The sequence below is a fragment of the Burkholderia cepacia complex sp. TUM26381 genome (assembly GCF_057439935.1).
This window is the reverse complement of the sequence record NZ_CM172007.1, coordinates 2,720,938-2,744,664: the sequence shown is the minus strand read 5'-3', so window position 1 is coordinate 2,744,664 and position 23,727 is coordinate 2,720,938. Positions and strand designations below refer to the sequence as shown.

At 64.8% G+C, this 23,727-nt stretch carries 24 protein-coding genes; 14 read left to right on the top strand and 10 right to left on the bottom strand.

The features are described 5' to 3' along the window. Positions 1-27: 27 nt before the first annotated feature. Positions 28-1,278 carry a YbfB/YjiJ family MFS transporter gene (locus ACWMMN_RS29000; RefSeq protein WP_486423482.1) on the top strand — a complete coding sequence of 417 codons (1,251 nt, stop codon included), beginning with the start codon at positions 28-30 and terminating at the stop codon, positions 1,276-1,278. A gap of 11 nt (positions 1,279-1,289) precedes the next feature. Here ACWMMN_RS29000 and hpaC read toward each other — a convergent pair whose 3' ends face one another. After that, on the bottom strand, positions 1,290-1,835 hold the full coding sequence (gene hpaC / locus ACWMMN_RS28995) for a 4-hydroxyphenylacetate 3-monooxygenase, reductase component (protein ID WP_059240803.1): 546 nt from the start codon (positions 1,833-1,835) through the stop codon (positions 1,290-1,292). A 353-nt stretch (positions 1,836-2,188) separates the two neighbouring features. On the opposite strand from hpaC, the gene ACWMMN_RS28990 reads away from it, so the two are divergent. After that, positions 2,189-2,824 (top strand): response regulator transcription factor, encoded by a 636-nt coding sequence (locus tag ACWMMN_RS28990; protein WP_059237558.1) that lies wholly within the window; start codon positions 2,189-2,191, stop codon positions 2,822-2,824. Positions 2,825-3,197: 373 nt separating this feature from the next. Here ACWMMN_RS28990 and ACWMMN_RS28985 read toward each other — a convergent pair whose 3' ends face one another. After that, a complete protein-coding gene (locus ACWMMN_RS28985; RefSeq protein WP_059237557.1) occupies positions 3,198-3,530 on the bottom strand; it encodes a hypothetical protein in 333 nt (110 codons plus the stop codon). A 978-nt stretch (positions 3,531-4,508) separates the two neighbouring features. Here ACWMMN_RS28985 and ACWMMN_RS28980 point away from each other — a divergent pair. The 10 genes from ACWMMN_RS28980 to ACWMMN_RS28935 all read left to right on the top strand — a co-directional run bounded on the left by ACWMMN_RS28980 (position 4,509) and on the right by ACWMMN_RS28935 (position 14,253). Beyond that, a complete protein-coding gene (locus tag ACWMMN_RS28980) occupies positions 4,509-6,635 on the top strand; it encodes a type VI secretion system Vgr family protein (protein ID WP_486423481.1) in 2,127 nt (708 codons plus the stop codon). Further along, complete coding sequence (locus ACWMMN_RS28975; protein WP_155627217.1) at positions 6,632-7,582, top strand: DUF4123 domain-containing protein; 951 nt, start codon at positions 6,632-6,634, stop codon at positions 7,580-7,582. The genes ACWMMN_RS28980 and ACWMMN_RS28975 overlap by 4 nt, the downstream gene beginning before the upstream one ends. Further along, a complete protein-coding gene (locus ACWMMN_RS28970; protein WP_486423480.1) occupies positions 7,575-10,034 on the top strand; it encodes a T6SS effector BTH_I2691 family protein in 2,460 nt (819 codons plus the stop codon). The genes ACWMMN_RS28975 and ACWMMN_RS28970 overlap by 8 nt, the downstream gene beginning before the upstream one ends. Then, positions 10,012-10,578 carry a hypothetical protein gene (locus tag ACWMMN_RS28965; RefSeq protein WP_486423479.1) on the top strand — a complete coding sequence of 189 codons (567 nt, stop codon included), beginning with the start codon at positions 10,012-10,014 and terminating at the stop codon, positions 10,576-10,578. The genes ACWMMN_RS28970 and ACWMMN_RS28965 overlap by 23 nt, the downstream gene beginning before the upstream one ends. Next, positions 10,535-11,437, top strand: a complete 903-nt coding sequence (locus ACWMMN_RS28960; protein ID WP_486423478.1) for a DUF6708 domain-containing protein — start codon at positions 10,535-10,537, stop codon at positions 11,435-11,437. The genes ACWMMN_RS28965 and ACWMMN_RS28960 overlap by 44 nt, the downstream gene beginning before the upstream one ends. A 4-nt stretch (positions 11,438-11,441) precedes the next feature. Continuing rightward, complete coding sequence (locus ACWMMN_RS28955; RefSeq protein ID WP_342705783.1) at positions 11,442-12,296, top strand: DUF6708 domain-containing protein; 855 nt, start codon at positions 11,442-11,444, stop codon at positions 12,294-12,296. Between the two features lie 4 nt (positions 12,297-12,300). Continuing rightward, on the top strand, positions 12,301-13,176 hold the full coding sequence (locus ACWMMN_RS28950; protein ID WP_342705784.1) for a DUF6708 domain-containing protein: 876 nt from the start codon (positions 12,301-12,303) through the stop codon (positions 13,174-13,176). A 261-nt stretch (positions 13,177-13,437) separates the two neighbouring features. Continuing rightward, entirely contained in the window at positions 13,438-13,695 is a 258-nt protein-coding gene (locus ACWMMN_RS28945; RefSeq protein ID WP_059237552.1) for a PAAR domain-containing protein, read from the top strand. 102 nt (positions 13,696-13,797) lie between these two features. After that, a complete protein-coding gene (locus ACWMMN_RS28940; protein WP_486423477.1) occupies positions 13,798-14,034 on the top strand; it encodes a hypothetical protein in 237 nt (78 codons plus the stop codon). Beyond that, entirely contained in the window at positions 14,035-14,253 is a 219-nt protein-coding gene (locus ACWMMN_RS28935; protein ID WP_486423476.1) for a hypothetical protein, read from the top strand. 241 nt (positions 14,254-14,494) lie between these two features. Here ACWMMN_RS28935 and ACWMMN_RS28930 read toward each other — a convergent pair whose 3' ends face one another. The 5 genes from ACWMMN_RS28930 to ACWMMN_RS28910 form a co-directional block, all read right to left on the bottom strand. Further along, the gene (locus ACWMMN_RS28930) at positions 14,495-15,238 is read right to left on the bottom strand and encodes an SDR family NAD(P)-dependent oxidoreductase (protein WP_486423475.1); all 744 of its coding nucleotides are present in this window, start codon (positions 15,236-15,238) and stop codon (positions 14,495-14,497) included. A gap of 59 nt (positions 15,239-15,297) precedes the next feature. Then, positions 15,298-16,422: an amidase gene (locus ACWMMN_RS28925; RefSeq protein ID WP_486423474.1), complete on the bottom strand. Its 1,125-nt coding sequence runs from the start codon at positions 16,420-16,422 to the stop codon at positions 15,298-15,300. A 31-nt stretch (positions 16,423-16,453) separates the two neighbouring features. Then, complete coding sequence (locus tag ACWMMN_RS28920) at positions 16,454-16,975, bottom strand: nuclear transport factor 2 family protein (RefSeq protein WP_059237547.1); 522 nt, start codon at positions 16,973-16,975, stop codon at positions 16,454-16,456. An 8-nt stretch (positions 16,976-16,983) separates the two neighbouring features. Then, complete coding sequence (locus ACWMMN_RS28915) at positions 16,984-17,361, bottom strand: hypothetical protein (RefSeq protein ID WP_256086716.1); 378 nt, start codon at positions 17,359-17,361, stop codon at positions 16,984-16,986. A gap of 100 nt (positions 17,362-17,461) precedes the next feature. Next, positions 17,462-18,655 carry an acyl-CoA dehydrogenase family protein gene (locus ACWMMN_RS28910; RefSeq protein ID WP_256086715.1) on the bottom strand — a complete coding sequence of 398 codons (1,194 nt, stop codon included), beginning with the start codon at positions 18,653-18,655 and terminating at the stop codon, positions 17,462-17,464. 173 nt (positions 18,656-18,828) lie between these two features. On the opposite strand from ACWMMN_RS28910, the gene ACWMMN_RS28905 reads away from it, so the two are divergent. Beyond that, positions 18,829-20,382 carry a sensor histidine kinase gene (locus ACWMMN_RS28905; protein ID WP_059237545.1) on the top strand — a complete coding sequence of 518 codons (1,554 nt, stop codon included), beginning with the start codon at positions 18,829-18,831 and terminating at the stop codon, positions 20,380-20,382. A gap of 44 nt (positions 20,383-20,426) precedes the next feature. On the opposite strand, the gene ACWMMN_RS28900 is transcribed toward ACWMMN_RS28905, so the two are convergent. The 3 genes from ACWMMN_RS28900 to ACWMMN_RS28890 all read right to left on the bottom strand — a co-directional run bounded on the left by ACWMMN_RS28900 (position 20,427) and on the right by ACWMMN_RS28890 (position 22,662). After that, the gene (locus ACWMMN_RS28900; protein WP_174992837.1) at positions 20,427-20,813 is read right to left on the bottom strand and encodes a tautomerase family protein; all 387 of its coding nucleotides are present in this window, start codon (positions 20,811-20,813) and stop codon (positions 20,427-20,429) included. Between the two features lie 65 nt (positions 20,814-20,878). Then, positions 20,879-21,382, bottom strand: a complete 504-nt coding sequence (locus ACWMMN_RS28895) for an aromatic-ring-hydroxylating dioxygenase subunit beta (protein WP_059237543.1) — start codon at positions 21,380-21,382, stop codon at positions 20,879-20,881. Continuing rightward, positions 21,379-22,662, bottom strand: a complete 1,284-nt coding sequence (locus tag ACWMMN_RS28890; RefSeq protein WP_174992836.1) for an aromatic ring-hydroxylating oxygenase subunit alpha — start codon at positions 22,660-22,662, stop codon at positions 21,379-21,381. The genes ACWMMN_RS28895 and ACWMMN_RS28890 overlap by 4 nt, the downstream gene beginning before the upstream one ends. A 139-nt stretch (positions 22,663-22,801) precedes the next feature. On the opposite strand from ACWMMN_RS28890, the gene ACWMMN_RS28885 reads away from it, so the two are divergent. After that, positions 22,802-23,722, top strand: coding sequence for a LysR family transcriptional regulator (locus tag ACWMMN_RS28885; RefSeq protein WP_174992835.1), 921 nt, complete (start codon positions 22,802-22,804; stop codon positions 23,720-23,722). Positions 23,723-23,727: the final 5 nt, after the last annotated feature.

The window sequence follows — 23,727 nt, the reverse complement described above, 5'->3', positions numbered from 1 at the left end:
CGGCATGACAACGATGGAGACAACCCGATGCGCGCAGCGCCGCAACCGGAACACGCCGGCCCCTCGCGGCCGGACGCCGGCGCAACCGACCCCGACCGCGTGGCCGCGTGGCGGCTCGCGATCGGTCTGTCGCTCGGCAGCGCGATCGCGCTCGGCCTCGCGCGCTTTTCGTATGCGTTGCTGCTGCCGCCGATGAAGGCCGATCTCGGCTGGACATTCGCGCAGGCCGGCGCGCTGAACACCGCGAACGCGGCCGGCTACCTGATCGGCGCGCTCGCGTTTCCGTGGCTGTCGCGGCGCTGGCGCGCGGGCACGCTGCTGGCGGCCGGCTGCGCGCTGACCGCGGTGCTGATGGCCGCGTGCGGGCTCGCGTCGGGCATGCACGTGCTGCTCGTGCAGCGGCTGGCAACGGGGGTCGGCAGCGCGCTGATCTTCATCAGCGGCGGCGTGCTGGCCGCGCGGCTTGCGTCGGCATCGCCGCGCGATGCGGGGCTGCTGCTCGGCCTCTACTACGGCGGCACGGGGTGGGGCATCGTCGCGTCGTCGCTGCTCGTGCCGGCCACGCTCACGCACGGCGTGCACGGCTGGCAGCCGGCATGGTTCGCGCTTGCGGTCGCATGCGTGCTGTTTTCGGTGGTGGCCGTGTCGGCCGCGCGCCGCATCGAGCATGGGCATGCGGCACCGGCCAGGCCGCGCGACGGCACGCCGCCGGCCGCGACCGCGAGCCCGGCCCGTTTCGCGCTCGCGCTGGCCGGCTACGGCCTGTTCGGTGTCGGCTATATCGGCTACATGACGTTCATCGTCGCGCTGCTGCGCGGCGCGGGCATGAGCGGCACGGTGGTCGCGGCGTTCTACGTGATGCTCGGTGTCGCGACCGTCGTGTCGGCGCGGTTGTGGTCGGGGCTGCTCGACCGGATGCGCGGCGGCCAGGCGCTTGCCGTGCTCAATGCGCTGCTCGGCATCGCGACGTTGATGCCCGCGATGTTCGTGCATCCGGCCGCCGCGTTTGCATCGGGCGTGCTGTTCGGAGCGACGTTCCTGTCGGCGGTGGCCTCGACGACGGCCTTCGTGCGGCACAACCTGCCGCCCGACGGCTGGGCGAAAGGGATCAGCGCGTTCACCACGGTGTTTGCATTCGGCCAGATCGCCGGGCCGGTCGCGATCGGCTGGGTGTCGGACAGCGCGGGGCTCGCGCGCGGGCTCGTGTATTCGGCGCTGACGCTGTTTGCGGGCGCGGCGCTTGCGGCCGGGCAGCGCGCCTTGCGCCCGCCCGCTTGATCACGCGAACGTCACCGCACGCATGCCGTGCGCGATACGCGATGAAACGCGCGGCTGAAGTAGATGAGGCTGTCGCCGTCGTCGCGCACGCGGATCGACGTCGCCTCGATGAACATCACCGAATGCGAGCCGACTTCCTTCATCTCGGCGATCGTGCCCTGCAGGCTCGCGAGCGCGTCGCGCAGCACGGGCACGTCCTGCTCACCCTGATCCCATACGGGCAGATCGAAGCGCCGCTCCATCGGCAGATCGGTGAGCCCTGCGAAGTGCCGTGCGAGCAGTTCGTGCTCGGCCGGCAGCACGTTGATGCAGACATGGCGGTTGCGTTCGAAGGTCGCGTGCATCGCGCTCGACCGGTTCATGCACACGAGCAGCGTCGGCGGCGTATCGGTGACCGAGCACACGGCGCTCGCGGTGATTCCGCAGCGGCCGTGCGGCCCGGCGGTGGTAATCACGTTGACGGCCGCGCCGAGGTGGGCCATCGCCTGGCGGAAGGCCTTCTGCGCGTCGGTCGGTTCGACGCGCGCCGGTCGATGGATATCGGTGGTGGAAGACATGGGCGCTCCTGATTGGACGAAAGCGGCGATCGCGCAGCGCTGCCGGAGCAGCGCCGGATCGCCGACGATGACCCAAGCGTACGTCGCGAAAATGCGGCCGACCATTCGCACGATTGACGATGAAGATGGCATTCTCGCCAACGTGTCTAAAGGTTCTACCTAGATGCGCGCCGCATCGCCCGAAAAAAACCGCGATTACGCGTTCGTGCGGCACGTGAAGGGGTTTCCAGCGGGTTTTCGGCTCGTTATGATGTGCCGCACACCCCCAGCGAACGACGCACGCGGCACGCCGGACACCGGCCTCTCGCGCAGCGCGTGCGATACCCATACCGATATTCAGCGAGACACCCGCGATGACGACGTCACCCGCACCGATCGTATACATCGTCGACGATGACAGCGGCATGCGCACGTCGCTCGCGTGGTTGCTCGAATCGGTCGGCATCGCGTCCGAAGGGTTCGCGAACGCCGCCGATTTTCTCGCACGCTTCGACGTGAACCTGCCCGCGTGCCTCGTGCTCGACGTGCGGATGCCGGAGAAAAGCGGTTTCGACGTGCAGGCCGAACTGAATGCGCGCGGCGCGACGCTGCCGGTGATCTTCGTCAGCGGGCACGGTGACATTCCGATGTCGGTGCGCGCATTGCAGAACGGTGCGATCGATTTCGTCGAGAAGCCGTACAACTCGCAGCAGATGCTCGAACGGGTGCAGCGCGCGCTGCGGCTCGCGCAGCAGCGGCATGCGGTGAGCCAGCGCCACCGCGAGCTGCGCCAGCGGCTCGATGCGCTGACGGCGCGCGAGAAGGAAGTGCTGCGCGGCGTCGTGGACGGCAAGGGCAGCAAGCAGATCGCGTCGGACCTGTCGATCAGCGTGAAGACCGTCGACGTGCATCGCGCGAGCATCAAGGAGAAGCTCGGCGCGACGTCGATCGCCGCGCTCGTGCGCGACGTGATGGTCGTGTGGGGCGACGACGGGCAGTCGTCGCGATAGCGGTCGGCATGCACGCGACCGCTAGCTAGCAGTACGACCAGACAACGGTCTCGGTCCGTTTCGCGCGATTCTGCAATCGCTTTTGACCTGGTCGCATTTCGACCCCTACTACTTCGATAACCTCCATAAGTTGGATCGATCTGCGGCGATGCGAAATCTCGAACACCTGCGGTAGCTGCAGGAGATTCGTGACGCCAAGATCAAAGCTGATCGCGAACGACGGACCGCCCAGGAGGCAGTCCGTCAGCAGCCTACCGTTTCATTGGAACAACTACGTGGCGAGTATCTCGGCCTGCTCGCCAATAAAACATGACGACAGCAGCGTGGTTACGCGCTGGAACGCATCCTCGCCGAGTTGTCCCGTCTCTCTCGCCTAGAAACGACGGAGGCGTTCCGCGTCAATGGAGAGCAGGTCGATGGCGCAGTGAAGTTCGACGGAGATCTCCCAGTGCGTAACGCAGTCCACCGCGTTGATGTCGTAGACACCGCGCCGGCCATGCAGGTTGTCTTGATGCAGGCTGTCGATGCCGATGAAGCCCGGGCGGTTCGCCTGTGTAGGCGCCCGCCGCACGGCGATTGCTGCGGCCTTGTACTCACTGCGCATCTTGGGGTGAACCCTATGGCGAGCCAGGTAGGCAGGCGCGCGGCGCAGGTTGTACCGATGCGACGAGGACAAGTGCTGCAGCCGCACAGCGCTCGTCGCCATAGACCTGATACATGCGCCGCAGCACGGCCGCAATGGCCGGCCCCGAAAGCCTGCCGTACTCGCGCGACTTCGGCCGGCGCATCCAGATCAGCGTCGGTATAACGCCGTGCAAAGGCGTTCGACGGCGCGCCTTGGGGCCGAACCAGCTGCTCGCGGCTCAGCCAGCGCAGCACCATCCGGTTCACGTGCGCGCGACTGAAACCGCTGAAGCGGCGCAGGTAGTGCAACACCAGCCCGCGATTGGCGCGCTTGAGCCGGCGATAGTGCAGCCGGCCCGGCACCGAGGCGATCCACGACCAGCGCGCGCGGGCATCGGTTGCGGGCACAAATTCCGGCGTCTCGGTTCCGTCGAGTATGCCGCGCACCTGTTCGATGGTGCGAATTCTTGTTTCATTCAAATCGATGATCATCCATAGATCATCAACCATCCCGATTAGCCTGCCGCTCATTGGCAGTCAATCGCTGGCCCGGCCCGCTTCAGCCCAGGCTCATCAGCGCGTGCAAACGCATCGGAAATCGACCCTTCAGGATCATGTTCCGTTGGACGGCGCTCGTTTCGTATGGCAATCAATTTTCAGATTCGTCCCATAGACGCGAGTGTCGCAGTGGCTGACCATCGCTAGTTGACGTCCATCACGCGCTGCCAGGCGCCATCGACAACTCTCGAAGGATAGCGATCGCGTTGCTCACTGACGCGAGACGGACTGGAGGATCGCTCTACTGAACGTGTCCAGATGGAACAGCGTGCCGACTGACCCGCAAGACGATGAGCACAAATCGCACGGAAAAAGAAGAGTGTTCCTATATCGCGAATACGAACAGTTGTTCCGCAGGGAAAGGTAGGAAATCCATCGGTGCTCCCTGCGATGAGCCGGGTTGGCGGCGGTGCCGAGCTGGTTTGTGCGGTGGACGTTCACTCGCCACCGCCTATCCGTCGACGCATGACGAGATAGGCTTGTCTTGGCAGGGAGCTTAACTATGCCCACGCAATCCGACCTGCGCTTTACTTTTACTGCTGGAGACGAACCGTTTGAGGTCGTCGAATTCACGTTGCGCGAAGGCTTGTCCGAGACCTTCCACCTGGAGGTGGAACTGGCCAGCGCGAATCCCGCTATCGACTTCGGCCAGGTGCTCGACCGCAATGGCCTGCTCACGATCTGGCAGAGTGGCGTGCCAGTGCGTTACGTGCACGGTGCGGTGTCGAGTTTCGTGCAAGGCGATACAGGGTTTCGACGCACTCGCTATTCTGCCGTGATCGAGCCGCGCCTGGCGCGCCTGAAGCTCTCGTCAGACTGGCGCATCTTCCAGACGTTGAGCGTGCCTGACATAGCGACGGCCGTGCTCAAAGCGCATAGCCAGACGCTGGACTACGAGCAGCGCGTGACCGCCGAGCACCTCGCGCGCGAGTATTGCGTGCAGGCGGGCGATACCGACTACGACTTCATCGAACGCATCTTGCGCGAAGAGGGCTTCTTCTACGCCTTCCAGCACAAGGCCGACGGTCACCGGCTGATTCACTGCGACCGCCTCTTTATCTACGGTCGCCAGCAAGGCGAGCCGGTGCTGTACAACCCGACGCCCGGTGGTGACCGTCCGCAGCCCAGCTTGCGCACGTTTGCCTATACGGAGAATGTGCGCACCGCGCGCCAGGTGCAGCGCGACTACACCTTCAAGAGCCCGCGCTACCCGCACGAGTACCCGCGTGAGGGCACCGATCTCGGTCACCAAGGCCGCGGCTACGCCCGCTACGACTACCCGGGGCGTTATAAGCATGAACCCAGCGGCAAGGCTTTCACGCAAGACCGCCTGCGCGGCCACCGCCGCGACGCGCGTATCGCGCTGGTCAGCGGCGACGATGCGCGCCTGCAGTCGGGCTTCGCCTTCGACCTCACTGGTCACCCGCGCGAGGACATGAATCGAGGCTGGCGTCCGGTCAGCATCGTCCATCACGGTAAGCAATACACGAGTCAGGCAGAGGAGAGCGCCGATGCGCAGCAAGGCACGCAATATCGCTACGACGCGGTGCTGGTGCCGGACGATGCCGAGTGGCGCGCTGAGCCACTGCCGCGCCCGCGCATCGACGGCCCGCAGCCGGCGACCGTGGTGGGCCCCGAAGGCGAAGAGATCTACACCGACGAATTCGGCCGGGTGAAGGTGCAGTTCCCATGGGATCGCGAGGGCAAGCACGACGAGCACAGCTCGTGCTGGATCCAGGTTGCGCAGAACTGGGCCGGCGCGACGTGGGGGCACATGGCCATCCCGCGCATCGGGCAGGAAGTCATCGTGGTCAACCTGGATGGCGATCCGGACCAGCCTCTCATCATCGGGCGGGCATACAACCGCCTGCAGTTGCCGCCGTACGAACTGCCGCGGCACAAGACGCGGATGACGATCAAAAGTCAGACGCACAAGGGCGAGGGCTACAACGAACTGCGCTTCGAGGACGAGGCGGGTCAGGAGGAGATCTACGTCCACGCGCAGCGCGATCAGAACATCCACGTCAACCACGACGAAACCACCTTCGTGGGCAACGACCGCAGCGAGCAGGTCGAGCACGACGAAACGATCGCCATCGGCAACGATCGCAAAGAAACCGTGGGCCACGATGAGCAAGTCACCATCGGTCAGGACCGTCGCCACGACATCGGGCAGGACGACTTCCTGGGCATCGGACGCAACCACACCATCCACACCGGCAAGGACCGCATCGAAGAGGTCGGCAATCACCGCCGCGACACGACGGCTGCCGATCACACGGTGGACATCGGCGGGCATCAGACGCAGCGCGTGCAAGGGCGTGCCGAACTGGAGGCGGGGCAGGCCATTCGCCAACGCACCAAGATCTATGAAATCCGGGCCGCCGAGGTTCTCGAAGTCAAAGGCCCAGGTGGCACCGTGCGCATCGATGGCGGCGGGATCACGCTGGAAGGCGTGACGATTCGTACCAAGGGGCCGATCACTCAGCAGACCGGGGGAGCGAGTAATCCCTTCGCCATCACGAGCGCACCGGCGGCCGGCAAGCCACTTGATCGGCAGTGCGGCCGTCGCCCGGATGGCACCTGCCCACTCGCCGATTGCACGTGTTTGGGAGGTCGAGCGAAATGATCGATCTACCTGTGTCGCCGTTGCTCACATGGCAGCTCCAAGACCTTCCTGCCGATGCATTGCCCGATAGCGCCTACCGCCATCTTCTGCTGATGACCGTGCCCTTGCAGAACTCGGTCTACCGCCCACCTCCGCAGGAGGGGGAGTGGCAGCCGGCCTACGCACCCGGTGCACTGGATCTGGTCCAGGCATGGGACCCGTTTCCGCATCGCGCCTGGCTTTGGCAGCGCGGTTCGCTCGACGATATCTACGACCAGGGCCCCTTGTTGGTGGATGCGACCGCTCAGCCCGCGCTGATGCAGCACGCGCTGTCGGAATGGGCGCCCATTGGCGGTGCCGTGGTCATCGGCGCCGAAGCCGATCTGGATACACTCGCCACCCATCTCAGCAGCCTCGTGCAGATAGACTTGCCGGACCAAAGTCAGGCGAATCTCGACATCCAGCCTCACCACCTTTTAGCGTGGCTTGATGCCCTCGACGAGGATCAGCGCAACGTATGGCTCGGTCCCATGACCAGTCTGTTATGGCGTACCCACTGGGGGCCGGTCCAGGCATGGATGCGCCTGGATCGCACGGCCGCGCCCAGCCGTGATGGCAACGACGCGCCGTTCACCTTGCGGTCGCACGAATGGGCCCGCTTCGATGCAAACACCCGCGAGCACTTCCTGCTCAGCCGCAGCTACGACGTCCAGGCGCTGCCGCAGCACGTGCATCGCTCCCTTGGCGATATCCGACAATGGGTAGCCCAACTGCTGGAGGTCGGTGCCCAGCTCTACATCAGCGACGACGAGGTGGCGACACGTTACGTCGACCTGATGGCGCGCCATCCCTGGTTGCTCCAAGACAGACAAGCCGTCGCCATCCTCAACGACCTCACCGAATCCCCGCAGGCGCGGGTGCGCCAGCTCACCGCCTTGACGAACATCAGGGAGTCCTCTCGTGACTAAGCCCACTGCCGGCGGTTCGTCCTCGGCCCCTTCGTGCAGCTCGCGGGTGCCCATCCTGCCGATTCGCTATGCCGTTGTGCCGCGCAACGACAAAGAGCCGCTCTATCGCTATGCCGATGCCGGTTTCACCCTGGAAAAGGAATTCAAGCCGCTCAAACGCTCGGCATACACCTTGCGTGCCCTGCGGCCGGGCTACGTCTATGTGTTCATGAAAGGGGCGAAGGGCGAACAACTGGTCATCCACGAATACGATGGCGAAGGGCACTACAAGGAACTCAAGTACCGCAGCCTCGAGCAGTACCACCGCAAGGATCGCTACAAAACCGGCGACAGCATGGGTTGGGTCTGGGCCGACACCTGCCAGGACACCGCCGAAGAAGTCTGGATCAGCTACAGCCCGCACCTGTGGACCAACGCCATGACTACCAAGGTCTCGTCCGACCTGGCCGTGCGCCAGCGCCACATGCGCCGACTTGACATGGCCGAACTCACCTCGGGACAGAAGTCACCTTCGCGCCAGCCACATGTGCTGCCCGCCAGCGCGCTGAGCGAGTGGGTGGAAGACTGCAAGCCCAAGAGCAAGCGCCGCGACCTGAACTGGAGCAGCCACGCCAGCAAGGACGACCTGCCCATCAGCACCTTCGTGGCGCAGGGACAGCACTATCGCTTCACCCAGCCGCGGGTGCCCGTGGTGGTCGCGCTCAACGACGCCGAGGGTACCAGTCTGGATCTTGGGTTGTCCGTCGCCGCCTATCAGCATCAACTGCGCGACATTCTGCCGACGCAGCAGCCCCAAGGCGCCACGGGGCAGGGCAAGGATCAGCCCCAAGCGCCCAGCGTGCCCGCCTGCTTCCGCCTGGATGTGGAAAAACTCAGTGCACAAAGCAAGGACTTCCACGAAAAGAACCTGATCGCCTCGCTGCTGGAGCAAACGCTTCGGGCCATGTACCCCGCCAACAAGCCCAAGCTGGACGACTTGGTCAAGCTGCGCGAGGAGCATCAAAGCAAGCAGGTGGGTGGCAAGCGCCGGGCGACGCCCGCTGAACTGCGTTACCAGGTGCTCACCGACAAGGGCGTATCGCCCATCGGCCATCGCCTGGACGATCGCATCGATACCACACGGTACTTCGCATTCGTGGCCCAACGCGACGAGCGCGAAAAGGTATTGCGCACGCACCTGGGCACCGCGCTCGAAGCCTGCGACGACCACGACCAATGGCTGGCTACCGCAGAACCACGCCACCGCGACGAGCCCGCCAGCTTGGCGGCCGCTTTGGCCGCCTACGACCGTGACGAGAAGTCGTCCGCCCTGGGTCTGGAAATCACCTTGGCCCTGATGCTCCATCCCATGAGCCAGCCTCTGCCGGGTACAGATGACCAGGATGCGCGCTTCAGGCGGTTGAGCGCTTGGCTAGACCAGCGCGACAGTCCCCTCTATCTTGCGCTTGCCCCTTACAACCCGCTCAAGGACAAGGCCGATGCAGTCGGCGTGCTCCTGAGCGGCGCCAACTACGTCATCGAAGATTTGGCAGGGCGCTTCCCGGCTGCCGCTGGCATCACCGATCTCACTGCCGAAGTGGTGACCACCGTGACGCTCAAGCGCCTGCAGGGCAAGACCCGCTGGGACGCCAGCCGCAACCTGCGTCAGCAGGTGTTGGCCGCCGCTGGCGAAGCCAATGCCGAGAAGGCCCTGGGCCTGCTTGCTGCACGCTATGGCATCACCAAGTCGAAGCCGCTCGAAGACCCCCTCAGCAAAGAGGTGGACAAGTTCGTGAAGTCCGGCATGGCCGACTTCGAAGAGGTCAAGCGAGTGCGAGTCAAGGGCAGCCGCACTGTCACGGTAGAGGAGACGTTAATCAAGCGGGTACGCCCAAACCTGGCGTCGCTGAGGACCACGGCCGCCGGTGGTGGCGTGAACGTCGCCATGCTCTGCTTCAACGTTATTGCCCTCAAGGCTGTTTACGCGCAACTGCGCGATGATCCGTCCTTCGAATACGCTGCGGGTTTCGCTTCCGCCGTCCTGGGCGTGAGCGGTGCGCTGGTGTCCGTAGGCGTCAGCGCGCGCTCCGGCTATAAGATCCTCGCGCTACGCTATTCCGTCAGCGCGCCCGGCATGGCATTTGGCAACGGCGTTACAAATTTCGTGACCAGCAAGCTGTTTAGTCGGCTGTTGGGGTATCCGGCGATGTTAGCGGGGTTTGCGTCTGATGCAGCTAAGGTTAAAAGACAATCCGAAAACGGGGACGACGTAGCCGCTGCCTACACCGCAGGAGGTGGATTTTTAGCTTTGGTTGGTAGCGCTGCGATTTTGGAGGGCGGCTTGGCAATTGCAGGTCCCGACAGCCGTAGTTCCGGTCGCAGGCTGGGCAGCAACTGCGATTGTGCTGGCGGGGGCAATCGTTCTTGCCGGCGGGGTTTGGCTCCACTCCTTGGCAGATGCACGCCGCCATAGCCCCCTCGAACTCTGGGCAGCACGTGGCACCTTTGGTACGCACAACAACGATGGTGAAAAACGCGACACCGATGTGCTGGGCAAAGATGGGAAGCTGTTGCCGTTTCCTGGTGGCGTCGAGGAAGAAATTAAGGCTTGGTACACCGCATATTACGCCCCTGTGCTGCTGACTCAGAAAGACGCGGAGGCCATCGGGCTCAAGGGCATCGATAGTACCTGGCACCGCAACCTGTTGCAGTGGTCTTACCCGAACTGGGGCAGGATCGCAACAAACCAGGTGCCGCCAACTACGACCACCGTGGAATTCACAGTCCTGCTGCGTGGCTACGTCATGGGGCAAAGCCATTGGTCCGATAGGTTGGAGCAAGGTAACAGCGGCGTGGCTGGTAACCCGACTTGTTACGACACACCCAGCGGCTTGGTCCTGCATTACAAAAAGGAAGTGAGGGAGGTCGACCGGATGGCCTTGATTATCGACTACAAACCCAATCAAGGTCTGGATGAAAGCGCGCAGGCAAAAGAGCAATTTCAATTGGAGCGATGAACCGATGTCGATGGAGTGGCGATTTTTTCATCAGCAGCGAACCGGCGTGCCACCGGCTATTCGCGATCAGTTGGTCAGCGTTGAACGGAATGTTCTCTGCCTGAGGAATCCGACGGCGGCAGACTCGGTGTTTACGGCCAAGATGTATATCTCCATGACACTTATTTTTGTTTTTGTCACCACATTCTTGGTTTTTCGTGAGGAACGAGTTAATGCCTTCCTGTTGTTGCTTTATTCGATATTCATGATATTTCCTGCCTTAATTGGTATTTTTGTTTGGTTTCGCATCTTATTCATCAAGCGGCTATCCAACTTCTACTTTAACCGCAAGACGCGCAAGGTCTACTACCAGCGCAACAAGACCCTGATCGTATTCGACTGGGCACAGACCGAAGGTGCCGAATTCGTACGTAACGAGTTCGGTGGTCGCTCCTTCAGCACGAATTTCGCGTTGGCCTTCGGCCCGCGGCCAGAGCCCGGTGACGAGCAGGAACGAATTGTTCTGTGGGTCGACAGCAATGCACCCAACGACCCGGACCCGCGCTACATCGCCCAGGTGTGGGAGTACATCTGCCAGTTCATGGAGAAGGGCTCCGACCAGTTGCCGCCGCCGGGCGAACCCAACTGGTGGTACGTGCCACTGCACCGCATCTGCCTCACCCCGGCCGAAGCGTGGTACCACTACGCGCCATGGCGTACCGGCGAGCCGGGCGAGCGACAGGGTAAGAAGAACCGGCTGCTGCCGATGTGGCTGATTCTGTTCCCCTACAACCTGTTCTCCGCCCTGTGCTGGTACGTGGTATGCCGTCTCTTCAACGTGCGCAGCGCACCGCCGCCGGCAGAAGCCTTGGAGCGTTGAACCGATGGCGATGACATGGCGATTTTCCCGACAAGCGCGAACCAGTGTGGCGCCGGCCATCCGCGATCAGTTGGTCAGCGTTGACCGAGATGTGCTGTGTTTGCGGAATCCGTGGGCGGCAGATTCAGTATTCACATCTAAAATGTATGCATCCCTTAACATTCCGATGTTCGGTTATTTGTGCTGGTTGCTAATAGGGCGAGAAAGGTTCGGGGTACTTTTCTGGACCATTTTGGCTTGCACCATTGGATTTGGTTTATTTGCAATCTTGCTGTCTGGGTACCGCATATTCTTTATCAAGCGGCTATCCAACTTCTACTTTAACCGCAAGACGCGCAAGGTCTACTACCAGCGCAACAAGACCCTGATCGTATTCGACTGGGCACAGACCGAAGGTGCTGAATTTGTGCGTAACGAGTTCGGTGGTCGCTCCTTCAGCACGAATTTCGCGTTGGCCTTCGGCCCGCGGCCAGCGCCCGGTGACGAGCAGGAGCGAATTGTTCTGTGGGTCGACAGCAATGCACCCAACGACCCGGACCCGCGCTACATCGCCCAGGTGTGGGAATACATCTGCCAGTTCATGGAGAAGGGCCCTGATCAGCTACCGCTGCCCGGCGAACCCAACTGGTGGTATGTGCCGCTGCACCGCATCTGCTTGACACCGGCCGAAGCCTGGCGCCACTACGCGCCATGGCTCACAGGTGAGCCGGGCGAGCGGCAGGGTAAGAAGAACTGGCTGTTGCCCATGTGGCTGATCCTGTTCCCCTACAACCTGTTCTCCGCCTTGTGCTGGTACGTGGTGTGCCGTGTGTTCAACGTGCGCAGCGCACCGCCGCCGGCAGAAGCCTTGGAGCGTTGAACCGATGGCGATGACATGGCGATTTTCCCGACAAGCGCGAACCAGTGTGGCGCCGGCCATCCGCGATCAGTTGGTCAGTGTTGATCGGAATGTCTTGTGTCTGCGTAACGCATGGGTAGCGGACTCGGTGTTCATGGGGAAGATGTATACGGCAGGTAATACCATTATGTTCGTATTTCTGGTTTATATGTTTTTTCAATTGCCAATAAATTCACCTCAATTACCTGGCTTCGATCTCTTAATCTGGACGTACATCGTAGGCTCGGCCGTATTTCTAAGTTTCTTCGCCGCTCTAACGTGGTGCCGAATATTCTTCATCAAGCGGCTATCCAACTTCTACTTTAACCGCAAGACGCGCAAGGTCTACTACCAGCGCAACAAGACCCTGATCGTATTCGACTGGGCACAGACCGAAGGTGCCGAATTCGTACGTAACGAGTTCGGTGGTCGCTCCTTCAGCACGAATTTCGCGTTGGCCTTCGGCCCGCGGCCAGCGCCCGGTGACGAGCAGGAACGAATTGTTCTGTGGGTCGACAGCAATGCACCCAACGACCCGGACCCGCGCTACATCGCCCAAGTGTGGGAGTACATCTGCCAGTTCATGGAGAAGGGCCCCGACCAGTTGCCGCCGCCGGGCGAACCCAACTGGTGGTACGTGCCACTGCACCGCATCTGCCTCACCCCGGCCGAAGCGTGGTGCCACTACGCGCCATGGCGTACCGGCGAGCCGGGCGAGCGACAGGGTAAGAAGAACTGGCTGCTGCCGATGTGGCTGATTCTGTTCCCCTACAACCTGTTCTCCGCCCTGTGCTGGTACGTGGTATGCCGTCTCTTCAACGTGCGCAGCGCCCCACCACCGGCGGAAGCACTGACGCAGTGAGCGTCAACGTGCTGCGCGGGATGAGACAACGCGGTCATCCTGATTGGAATCCACCATCACCCCATCGGTCTCCAAGCGGCCGACTCACTATGTTCAGGAGTGCGCTGGCATGAATAGCTGCAGCCCCAAAGCGACGACCCATGAAGTCGATGATCGACCTAACGTAGTCGGCTTTGGCGATCGGCATCTTTGCTGGTATTCGCCTGTTCGCCAGTAAGCGTGAAGAGAGTCAGTCGTAGTCCACATCAAAAGGAGCTTGATATGCGCCCTGTCGTACTTGTCGGTCATCGACACAGCTGTCCCATCCACGGTGAGGGCACCGTCGTGAGCGGCGCATCGTCTGCCACCGTTGGCGGTCGTGCCGTAGCGCGTGTGACTGATCGCATCAGTTGTGGCGCCGTCATCGAATCCGGCTCGCCTGGCACCAGCATCGAGGGGCAACCCGTGGCGCGCCAGGGCGACACCACGAGCCATGGCGGTACCTTGATCGAAGGCGAAGAGGGCTGGACGGTGGAGTGACTGCCACCGGCAACGCAGTCATGGCAAGAGATTGCCTTGCCGTGATCGAAGTCTCTCGAAGAATGACGAATCGCCCTGCGGTGATGCAGGCAAGGAGACGCAATGAAAAACGATGATAAGCCATCGGTGGGAATGACGCAGTCTGGTGCCGACGGCCCGAAGGACGACCACACCGGCGGCGCCAGCTTTCTGCGTATCAGATTTCCGGAGGGCAACTCCGTGTTCGAAGGTCTGAATAGCCTGCAGGTGCTCGTGTCTGAGTCGGGCAGCATGAGCGGGAACATCCGAGAAATCGGTCGGGTGGAGATCCGTGATTTGAGTCAAGTCATGCGCCAGTAAATGGTGGAGACGCTCGAAACCATCTCGCATATCGTGCATTTTGTGGTCGGTGCGGTGATGAGTTACCTGCATTTGCGCAACGGACTTGGTCTATTCATCGAGGGCCACAACCTGGCATTGAAGACGTCTGCGGATGGCGTCGTTCCCGTGCTTGGGGCCACTTCGGTGGTCGGTGAAAACGTCAACCGCTCACCGCCATCACCTCCGGTCGCATCCTGATGCCCACGGCATGAAGGACGCACAAAAGTAGAGGCAAGATCAAGGTCCGCGCGTTAGCGCTTGCCGAGGGCGGCGAGCGTGTGCTGATGCAACGGGAGCAGAGATGGAATTCGAGTTCTATGCCACGGAGGCAACGTGGATCCGGGAAGGTAAGGTAGGCATTCTTAGTTTTTTCGATAGCGCCCCCATATGCGTCGCGCGCGGCACCGGTCGGCACCGCGCAATCGGCGCATACCGCCGCTCAGCGCATGTACAACCCGCCGTTGATGTCCCAGCACGCGCCGTTCGCGAAGTGCGCGTCGCCCGACGCGAGCAATACGGCTGCATCCGCCACGAATGCGGCCGACCCGAGCTTGCCGCCCGGCAGGCTTGCCAGCACCTGGCGCAGTTTTTCTGGCGCTACGCTTTCGTACACGATCGGCAGGTCGAGCGGGCCCGGCGAGATCGCGTTGACGGTCACGCCCTGCGCGGCGAGATCGCGTGCAAACACTTTGGTCAGCGTCAGCGTGCCGCCTTTCGCGGCCGCGTAGTGCGCACCCGTCGCCGAGCCGCCGTTCTGGCCGGCGAGCGATGCGATGTTGACGATGCGGCCCGCGCCGCGTTCCGTGAAATACTGGCCGAACACCTGGCAGCCGAACAGCACGCTGCGCAGGTTCACGTCGATCACCTGGTCGAACTGCTCGGCCGTGATCTCCATCGCCGGCACGACCTTCGACGCGCCCGCGTTGTTGACGAGCACGTCGATCGTGCCCCAGCGTGCGACGAGCGCATCGCGCGCGGCTTCGAAATCGCGTTTCGACGTGACGTCGAGCGGCAGCGCGATCGTGCGTTCGCCGCTCGGGTCGAGGTCGCGCGCATGCGCGCGAATGGCGTCGGCGGCGATATCGGCCAGTGCGACGCGGTAGCCGGCTGCGTGAAAGCGTTCGGCGATGACGGTGCCGAGCCCGCGCGCGGCGCCGGTGACGAGGACGACTCGATCTGACATGGTGCGTGATTCCCTGGTTTGCGGGCGCACGCCGGTTGAAGCGGCGCCCGCATCGTGGTTCAGGCGGCGAGTGCCGCTTCGAAGTGCGCTGCGATCGCGCAGACCTGTTCGTCCGCGCCCTTGCGCCCGACGATCTGGAGCCCGGCTTTCAGCGGCGAACCTGCTATCGGCAGCGGCAGGCTGAGCGCCGGATGGCCGCTCAGGTTGAACGGGCGGATCAGCGACGACATCGCGATGACCGACACGCCGTCGCGTGCCTGCCGCAGCGTGATCGGCAGCGCGGGCAGCGTCGGCAGCACCAGCACGTCCGCGTGTTCGAGCGCCGCATCGACCTGCGCGGTGAAGCGTGCGCGGATGGCCTCGGCTTCCGCGCGTGCCGCAGGTGTCGTCGTCGCGGCCGTGCGCAGGCGCGCATCGAGATCGGCGCCGAGCTGGCCGGTTTCGACCAGATGGCCGAACGCGCGCGACGTTTCCGCGTTGATGACGGTGAGCCCTGCCGCGAACGAAGCCCGCATATCGTCGAGCGTGACCTGCTGCGAGTACAGGCCCGACGCGCGGACGGCCGCCTCGAGCGCGGCAGCGATCGCCGGATCGGCTTCGACCGCGATTTGCGCAACCGTGCAGCCCGCCACGGAGGCCGCGGCCTGTGCGCGATCGAAGCCCGGCGCGATGGCGGCCATCACCGCGACGAGCGTGCGGATATCGCGTGCAAACGGCCCGACGCAATCGAGCGTCGTGTCGGCGGGCGCGACGCCGCGCCGCGACACGCGGCCGAAGGTCGGCTTCAGCCCGGCCACGCCGCAGCACGCGGCCGGCCCGCGAATCGAGCCGCCCGTGTCGGTGCCGAGCGCCGCATCGACGGCGCCGAGCCCGACGAGCGACGCGGAGCCGCTCGACGAGCCGCCGGGAATGCGCGTGGCGTCCTGCGGGTTGACCGGCGTGCCCGTGTAGTCGTTGATGCCCGTCATGCCGAACGCGAGTTCATGCATGTTCGCCTTGCCGGCGATCTGCCAGCCGGCGTCGAGCAACAGGCGGACCACATCGGCGTGTTGTGCGGCCGGCGGCGCATCGGCGAGCGCGCGGCTTGCGGCGCGGGTCGGATGGCCCGCGATGTCGATCGTGTCCTTGATCGCGATCGTGGGGCCGGGGCCGCCGAGCGTGAAGGTGTCGATGAAGCCTGTCATGGTCGGTATCGTGAGAAAGCGGTGGAGTGCATCAGGACCGGGGCGCGGCGGCGAGCGGCCACGGGCCGTCGAGCACGCGCTCGGTGCGGAAATGGCGGATCAGCCACGCAGCGCCGTGGGCGGCCGGCGCGAAATCGATGGTCAGCCGCGCGGCGATCAGGTCGGCCGACCCGTCTGCATAGCGCGACGCTTGCAGCATGATCCAGCGGCCGCGCGCGCTCGCGTTGCCGGCGCCGATCTCGATCGACTCCGATGTCAGGAAATGCAGGTTCGCCGAGAAATGCGGATCGGGCGGCAGGTAGCGGCCGAGCATCGCGACGATTGCGGCCGTGCCCTCGAGCCGGCCGAACTTCTGCGCGTACTGCGGGCCGATGCCTTCCCACACGGCGTCGGCGGTGAACAGTTCGGCGAGCGATGGCCCGTCGCCCGCGTCTTCGGGCACGTCGCACAGCGCCATGTAGCGCGTGATCGTCGCACGCACCGCGCGCTCGGCGTCGAGTGCGGCCATACGCTGCGCGAGCGCGTCGATCAGGCCCGGTGACAGGTCGGTCATCGCACGCCTCACGCCGCGGGCTTCGCGACCGGCGGCACGGTCAGCGCGCGGCCGACGCGTGCTTCGATCTTGCCGTAGCGCCACAGGTTGTATTCGCCGACGGGCGTCGTGCGATACAGGTTGCACACGGCGACCGTCGTGTCGAAATCGGCGACGTCGGCCATGATGTAGAACGTCCACGGCGCGCCGTCGGCCTGGCCGACCACGAGGCGGTCGTCGTCCATCACGCCGAGCACGCGCACACCGGGCATCGCTTCGACGGCCGCGAGCATCGCGCCGTACGCCTGCCACACTTCGCCGATCTTCTCGCGCGGCAGGTCGAAGAAGTTCTGCGACACGCCGCAGCAGAACAGGACGCGCAGCGGCAGCGGATTCGAATCGGACATATCGGGTTCTCCAGAGGAATCGGTGGGGCGCATGAAGCGGCCGGCGACGGTGCTTCGGCATGGGCTTCATGCGCGTTAAAAATCGTTCGGGCGACGCAGGTTATAGATAGCCGGGAAACGGCGTGACACCGGTGAACACCGCGCCGGCGCCGTCGAAGTTGCCTTCGCCGAGAAACGCGTGCTGCGTGACGACCATCGCGTCGCGCAGCAGCCGCTGCAGCGGGTGCGTGCGATAGATCGCCGCCGTGCCGCCGAGGCGGTACGCGCGTTCGACGACGCTCGCGCCTTCGCGTGCGATCTGCGTCGCGGCGAGCCGCAGCAGGCTGACCTGTTCGGGCGTCACCGGGTTGCCGGCGAGGATCGATTGCCACACGGTGTCGGTCGCGTCGTAGAAGAACGCGCGCGCCGAGCGCAGTTGCGCCTCGGCCTTCGCGAGCTCGATGCGGTAGTACGCGCGATCGGCGAGACGCGGCGCGCCGGTCGTCGTCTGCCGGCCGCCGGACATCCGGTTCACGACATCGAGCGCGGCGCGCGCGAGGCCGAGATTGACGACGGCCAGCACCTGCGCGGCATACGCAACGGTCGGGTAGCGGTACAGCGGCTCGTCGACGGTCGGCTCGCCGCCGCGCACGAAGGTCCACGCTTCGGGCACGAAGCGGTCGTTCACGCGCAAGTCATGGCTGCCGGTACCCTGCATGCCGACCACGCTCCAGTTCTCGACGATCTCGACATCGGCCGCACGGAACACGGCCGTGCGCGGCTTGTTCGGCGCCGCATCCTGCGCGCCCGGCACGGCAATGCCGACGCCGAGCCAGTCGGCACCCTTGCAGCCGCTCGCGAATTTCCACGTGCCGTTCACGCGCCAGCCGCCCGGCGCGGCCTGCGCCGGCTGCACCGGGAACAGGCCGCCCGCGAATACCTGGTCCGGGCCGCTCGCGTACAGCTCGGCCTGGGTCTCGAGCGGCAGCGCGGCGAGATAGACGTTCGCGGAGCCGAAGCTCGCGACCCATGCGGCCGAGCCGTCGGCAGTCGCGATCCGCTCGATCATGTCGAGGAACGCGGTCGGCGCGAGCGCGTCGCCGCCGAAGCGGCGCGGCGTGCCCGCGCGATAGATGCCGGCCTGCCTGAACAGCGCGATCACGTCGCGCGGCACGTGTGACAGGCGGTCGAATTCTTCGCGGCGCGCGGCGACGGTTTCGATCGCCGCGTCGAGCGGCGACAACTGCTCGGCCTCGCTGCCTGCCACGGGCGGCGATGACGGCGCGGGTTCGATGGCGAGGGCGGCTTGCGGCATGGTTGTCTCCTGGGCGAATAAGGGTTCGGATGCGGGGCGGCATGCGTGCCGTGCGGGTTGCGGACAGGCAGCACGACGATGCAACCAGTCTAGAAACGCCGAAAACACGCAGCAATTGGTGCGTTGGGCCGCGCGACTGGTGACGTTCCGTGCCGGCCTAAAGAAATCTTCAGATGCGATCGGCGCGCGCCGGTGCTATGTTGGGTTTCCGGCTGCGCGACGCCGCGCGCCTTCACCCGAATCCGATCATGAGTTTCCCCGACGAAGACGATTTCCACCGGCTGCTCGACGCGCTGACGACCTGCGTGCTGCTGCACGACGCGCAGACGAAGGCGATCGTGTGGGCGAATCGCGCCGCGTGCATCGCGCTCGGCTTTTCCGTCGAGGAATTGCTGCCGCTGAAGGCGCCGGACATGACGCGCCCCGAACCGAAGTACCGGCGCGAGATCGCGGTGAGCGCATGGGATCGCGCACTCGTCGACGGGCCGCAGGTGTACGAGTGGTGCTATCGATCGCGTACGGGCGTCGACATGCTGTCCGAGGCCACCGCGACCTACGTGCCGCTGCGCGGGCACGACGTCGTGATGGTGCAGTTCCGCGACATCAGCGCGGAAGAGGCGGTCCGCCAGCAATTGCGCCGCTACGAGGCGCGGCTGCGCGAATTCATGCAGGATCTCGACGAAGGCATCGCGGTCGTGACGCCGCACGGCGGCGTGCAGTTCATCAGCGAGTCGGGGCGCCGCGTGCTCGGGCTTGCGGCCGACGAAGCGCTCGGCGAGGTGCTCGACTACTGCTCCGAGGCCGATCGCGACCGCCTTGTCGCACAACTGCGCGATGCGCCGTCGGCGTACCCGTCCGCGCCGCAGCGCTACCGGATCGTGCGGCGCGACGGCTCGTCGTGCTGGCTGCGCATCCTGTGCCGGCAGGTCGAGATCGAAGGCGATCTCGACGGGCTGCTCGTGCAGTTCCGCGACGTGAGCGACGAAGTCGCGATCGAGGACGCGCGCCGCGCCGAAGCGCGCCTGCTCGAACACGCGGGCCGCTACAACGCGATGGGCGAGATGGCGAGCGTGATCGCGCACGAGCTGAGCCAGCCGCTCGCGGCCGTGCGCAATTTCATCGAAGGTGCGGTGCGGCGGCTGAACGGCAACGGCGCCGTCGACGACGCGATCTGGGGGCTGCGCAGCGCGGACCGGCAGGCCGAGCATGCGGCGCTGATCATCAAGAGCGTGCGCGAGTTCATCGTGAAGCGCGAGCCGGCCGTCGCGGTCGCCGACCTGCGCGACATCCTCGCGGACGTCGCGTACTTCATCGAGCTGCGTGCGAAGGAAGCCGGCGTGACGGTCGCGATCGTGCAGGCCGGCCTGCCGCTGCCGATCCGCTGCGAGCGCGTGCTGATCGGGCAGGTGATCCTGAATCTCGCATTCAATGCGATCGAGGCGTTCGCCAGTTGCGAGCGCATGCCGCGCACGCTGACGCTCGGTACGGCGAACGTGGCCGGGCATGCCGAACTGCGTGCGATCGATAACGGTCCGGGTATTGCGGAAGATGCGCACGACCGGCTGTTCGACGGTTTCTCGTCGTCGAAGGCCGGCGGCAACGGGATCGGGTTGTCGCTGTGCAAGAGCATCGTCACGCGCCACGGCGGGCGGATCGCCGCGAGCCCGGCCGACGGCGGCGGGCTCGACTGCCGCGTGACGCTGCCGCTCGCCGGCACGCACGCGTAGCCGCTGCGTCGCGTCACGGCCGGGCGGCGACGCGCGGCGCACGATCAGCGCCCCAGCGCCCGCGCGGTCTGGCCGCCGATGCCGAAGTCGGTGTTCGGAATGTCCTTGATGATCACGCGTGTCGCCTGCAGCGGCGCGTCGAGCACGTTCGCGCCCGCACTGGACAGCGCGGCGATCAGCGCGCGTTTCTGTGCGTCGGTGCGGCCGGCGATCAGGATCGCGACGATCACCGGCAGCGACGGCGGCGCGCCGTCCGCGGCACTGCGGCCGCCGAGGCCGATATGCGTCGCGGGCAGTTCGGTGAGCAGTACGCGAACGGATTCGACCGGTGCGCCGATCGCGTCGACGGTCGCACCGGTCAGCCTGGCGATCAGCTCGGCCTTGCGCGCGTCGTCATGGCCGGCCGGCAGGAAAACTTCGAGTGTGGGCATGGTGGTCCGGAAAGGTGAAGGTTGCCGGCTCACCTTTGCGCGTGCAGCGGTGAACCGGCCACGGCTTACAGCAGGAAGCCGATCGCGCTGAGTGCTTCGGTCGAGTCGATCAGGCGCACGACCTTCCCGGCGATCCGCATCTCGCCTTCGGCATCGACGTGCAGCTTGTGCGTGACGTCGGCCGCGAACAGCGTCGCGACGCCGCGCTTGTACGCGACGACGACCTGCGCCGATTTCAGCTCGACGGTGCCGGCGCTGCTGCTTTCCAGCGTGAAGCGCGACACGGTGCGCACCGTGCGCGCCGCGTCGGTCGCCGACGCCGAGTAACCGGACACCATCCGCTGTACGCGTTTCTCGCGCATGTCCTGGTCGTCGAACACGTAGTTCAGCGTCGCCGCGAAATCGGTCGTGTCGGGGTCGATCGGCACCACGTAGTGGCCGGCCGGATCCCACAGGTCGAGCCAGGCGCGGTAGTCGCGGCGGTCGAGCATCTCGGCTTCGCGCCACACGAATTCGACCGCGCGGGCGAAGGTCTGCTCGGAAAAGAGGGCGTTGCGGTCGTCCATCATTGTTGCTCCATCATCTTGCGCCATTGCTGATACGCCTCGCGCATGCCGGTCTCGTCGGTCGCATGCGCGGTCTTTTCGCCGTTTGCGGCGGTCGTCTCGCGGTTCAGCCCGCGATTGACGAGGATCGGCACGTCGGGGCCCGCGTGCGCGCCGCGCTGCACGCGCTCCCAGGCTTCCGCGTCGTCGGGGCTGCCGAAGCCGAACGGGCCCTGGAAATGCTCGTGGATGCGCAGCCGCTCGCGGTTCGCTTCGTCGGGGCCGCCGTCCATCGCGAGCGCGACGTGGCGGATCTCGGTTTCGTTCGCGGCGATCGGCCGCAGCACGCGGAAGAACGCCATCGACAGCGCGAGGTTCGGGAACAGGTTCAGGTTGAAGCCGACGCCCATCAGCGAGCGCACGATGCGGCGCACGGCCTCCGGCGAATGGCGCTCGGCGAGCTTCGCCGCGAGCGGCGCGAAGCGCTCGGGCAGCGGCGCGCCGTCGTCTTCGTCGAGGTCGATCAGCTCGGGCATCAACACCGCGAGGCTGTGACCGTTGCCGAGCCCGCGACAGAACGCATCCTCGCTCGTCATGAAGCTGGTGATCGCGGCGGCCGTCTCGTCGTCGATCGACTTCATCCACGACTTGTGCACGACCGGGAAGTGGTAGAGGTCGGTCGTGTTCTCGAGCTGGATCTTCCAGTTGCCCTTGAACTTGAACTTGTGTTCGCCGTTCGCCTTAATCGGGTAGCCGGCGCCCTGTTTCATGAACAGGTCGATCCACGGCTTCGCGCCGCCGAGGAAATCCTCGAGCGATTCGATGTCGTCGTTGAAGCTCGCGAAGATCAGCCCCTGGTACACGCCGGCGCGCAGCTTCACGAGCGGCAGGTCGCGTTTCTCGCACACGCCTTCATAACCGTCGCCGTACGGCAGCGCGCGCAGCGTGCCATCGAGTGCATACGACCAGCTGTGATACGGGCACGTGAAACCCTTCGCGTTGCCCTTGTGAGATTCGCACACGGTCGCGCCGCGATGGCGGCAGCGGTTCTGCAGCACGTTGATCTCGCCGGTCTTGTCGCGCACGACGATCACCGGCTGGCGGCCGATCGTCGTCGTGATGAAGTCGCCCGGGTTCGGCAGTTCGCTCTCGTGCGCGACCCAGATCCAGGTGCGGTAGAAGATGCGGTCGAGCTCGGCCTCGAACAGCGCGGGATCGTGATACATCGCGGGCGCGATGCGGTCGGGCTGCGCGAGACCGTGCAACGCGCGGGTGTCGATCGTCTGGTAGGAAATGTCGCTCATCGTCGTCGTGGGGAAAGAGTCGCGAAATCGGGCCGCGTCATGCGCGGTATCGAGTACCCAGTCTCGTCTCATGCTATATATCCGTCAAATTGATCTAAAATTAGCCAGTCAATAAATACGGCAAATAATGGAGGCAACGATGACGTCGGTCGATCATCTCGATCTGAACCTGTTGCGCGTATTCCAGGCGATCGTCGAAGAGCGCAGCCTGACGAAGGCCGGCGAGCGGCTCGCGCTGTCGCAGCCGGCCGTCAGCTATTCGCTCGGCCGGTTGCGCACGCTGTTCGACGATCCGCTGTTCGTGCGCACGCGCGCGGGCATGCAGCCGACGCCGGTCGCGCTCGAGCTCGCGGGGATCGTCGGCAAGGCGCTCGACATGGTGCGCGTGGCGCTGCGCTACGCGGAGCGCTTCGATCCGGCCACCAGCACGCGCACGTTCAGGGTGTCGCTGTCGGATGCGGGCGAGATGGCGTACCTGCCGGCGATCTGCCAGGCGCTGCGCGAGCGCGCGCCGCGCGTGACGCTGAGCGTGCAGCCGCTGCCGGTGGAGGAGATCGAGGAGGCGTTGCGTGCGAGCCGGCTGGATTTCGCGATCGGCAACCTGCCGGAACTGATGCCGCGCACGCGCCACCAGGTGCTGTTCGAGGAAACCTACGTGTGCATGACGGGCCGCCGGCGCGGGCTGCCGGCCGGCGCTGTGTTGAGTCTCGAGCAGTTCGTGCGCGCCGCGCACGTGAACGTGAAGTCGGTCGAGCACAGCCATCACGCGCTCGACGACGCATTGCGCGCGCAGGGCGTGGGCCGCAACATCGCGCTGGAAGTACCGCATTTCGTTGCGCTGCCGAGCGTGCTGTCGGTCACCGATCTCTATGCGACGCTGCCGAAGCGGCTCGCGCAGATCCTGAACCGCGACAACGCATTCCGCCTCTATGACCTGCCCGTCACGTTGCCGCCCGCACCGGTGACGATGCACTGGCACGAGCATTTCCACGAGGACGAAGGCAATGCGTGGATGCGCGCGCTGCTTGCCGAGATCGTCGAGCGTTTCGACGACGCGTGACGGCA

Coding starts and splice junctions, on each gene's coding strand:
- ACWMMN_RS28920 (WP_059237547.1), bottom strand. CDS start 16,975: ATGACCGACCTGTCACCGGGCCTGATCGACGCGCTCGCGCAGCGTATG.
- ACWMMN_RS28955 (WP_342705783.1), top strand. CDS start 11,442: ATGGCGATGACATGGCGATTTTCCCGACAAGCGCGAACCAGTGTGGCG.
- ACWMMN_RS28910 (WP_256086715.1), bottom strand. CDS start 18,655: ATGCCGCAAGCCGCCCTCGCCATCGAACCCGCGCCGTCATCGCCGCCC.
- ACWMMN_RS28975 (WP_155627217.1), top strand. CDS start 6,632: ATGATCGATCTACCTGTGTCGCCGTTGCTCACATGGCAGCTCCAAGAC.
- ACWMMN_RS28930 (WP_486423475.1), bottom strand. CDS start 15,238: ATGTCAGATCGAGTCGTCCTCGTCACCGGCGCCGCGCGCGGGCTCGGC.
- hpaC (WP_059240803.1), bottom strand. CDS start 1,835: ATGTCTTCCACCACCGATATCCATCGACCGGCGCGCGTCGAACCGACC.
- ACWMMN_RS28990 (WP_059237558.1), top strand. CDS start 2,189: ATGACGACGTCACCCGCACCGATCGTATACATCGTCGACGATGACAGC.
- ACWMMN_RS29000 (WP_486423482.1), top strand. CDS start 28: ATGCGCGCAGCGCCGCAACCGGAACACGCCGGCCCCTCGCGGCCGGAC.
- ACWMMN_RS28900 (WP_174992837.1), bottom strand. CDS start 20,813: ATGCCCACACTCGAAGTTTTCCTGCCGGCCGGCCATGACGACGCGCGC.
- ACWMMN_RS28945 (WP_059237552.1), top strand. CDS start 13,438: ATGCGCCCTGTCGTACTTGTCGGTCATCGACACAGCTGTCCCATCCAC.
- ACWMMN_RS28950 (WP_342705784.1), top strand. CDS start 12,301: ATGGCGATGACATGGCGATTTTCCCGACAAGCGCGAACCAGTGTGGCG.
- ACWMMN_RS28940 (WP_486423477.1), top strand. CDS start 13,798: ATGAAAAACGATGATAAGCCATCGGTGGGAATGACGCAGTCTGGTGCC.
- ACWMMN_RS28905 (WP_059237545.1), top strand. CDS start 18,829: ATGCGATCGGCGCGCGCCGGTGCTATGTTGGGTTTCCGGCTGCGCGAC.
- ACWMMN_RS28895 (WP_059237543.1), bottom strand. CDS start 21,382: ATGATGGACGACCGCAACGCCCTCTTTTCCGAGCAGACCTTCGCCCGC.
- ACWMMN_RS28925 (WP_486423474.1), bottom strand. CDS start 16,422: ATGACAGGCTTCATCGACACCTTCACGCTCGGCGGCCCCGGCCCCACG.
- ACWMMN_RS28960 (WP_486423478.1), top strand. CDS start 10,535: ATGAAAGCGCGCAGGCAAAAGAGCAATTTCAATTGGAGCGATGAACCG.
- ACWMMN_RS28885 (WP_174992835.1), top strand. CDS start 22,802: ATGACGTCGGTCGATCATCTCGATCTGAACCTGTTGCGCGTATTCCAG.
- ACWMMN_RS28985 (WP_059237557.1), bottom strand. CDS start 3,530: ATGGCGACGAGCGCTGTGCGGCTGCAGCACTTGTCCTCGTCGCATCGG.
- ACWMMN_RS28935 (WP_486423476.1), top strand. CDS start 14,035: ATGGTGGAGACGCTCGAAACCATCTCGCATATCGTGCATTTTGTGGTC.
- ACWMMN_RS28890 (WP_174992836.1), bottom strand. CDS start 22,662: ATGAGCGACATTTCCTACCAGACGATCGACACCCGCGCGTTGCACGGT.
- ACWMMN_RS28915 (WP_256086716.1), bottom strand. CDS start 17,361: ATGTCCGATTCGAATCCGCTGCCGCTGCGCGTCCTGTTCTGCTGCGGC.
- ACWMMN_RS28980 (WP_486423481.1), top strand. CDS start 4,509: ATGCCCACGCAATCCGACCTGCGCTTTACTTTTACTGCTGGAGACGAA.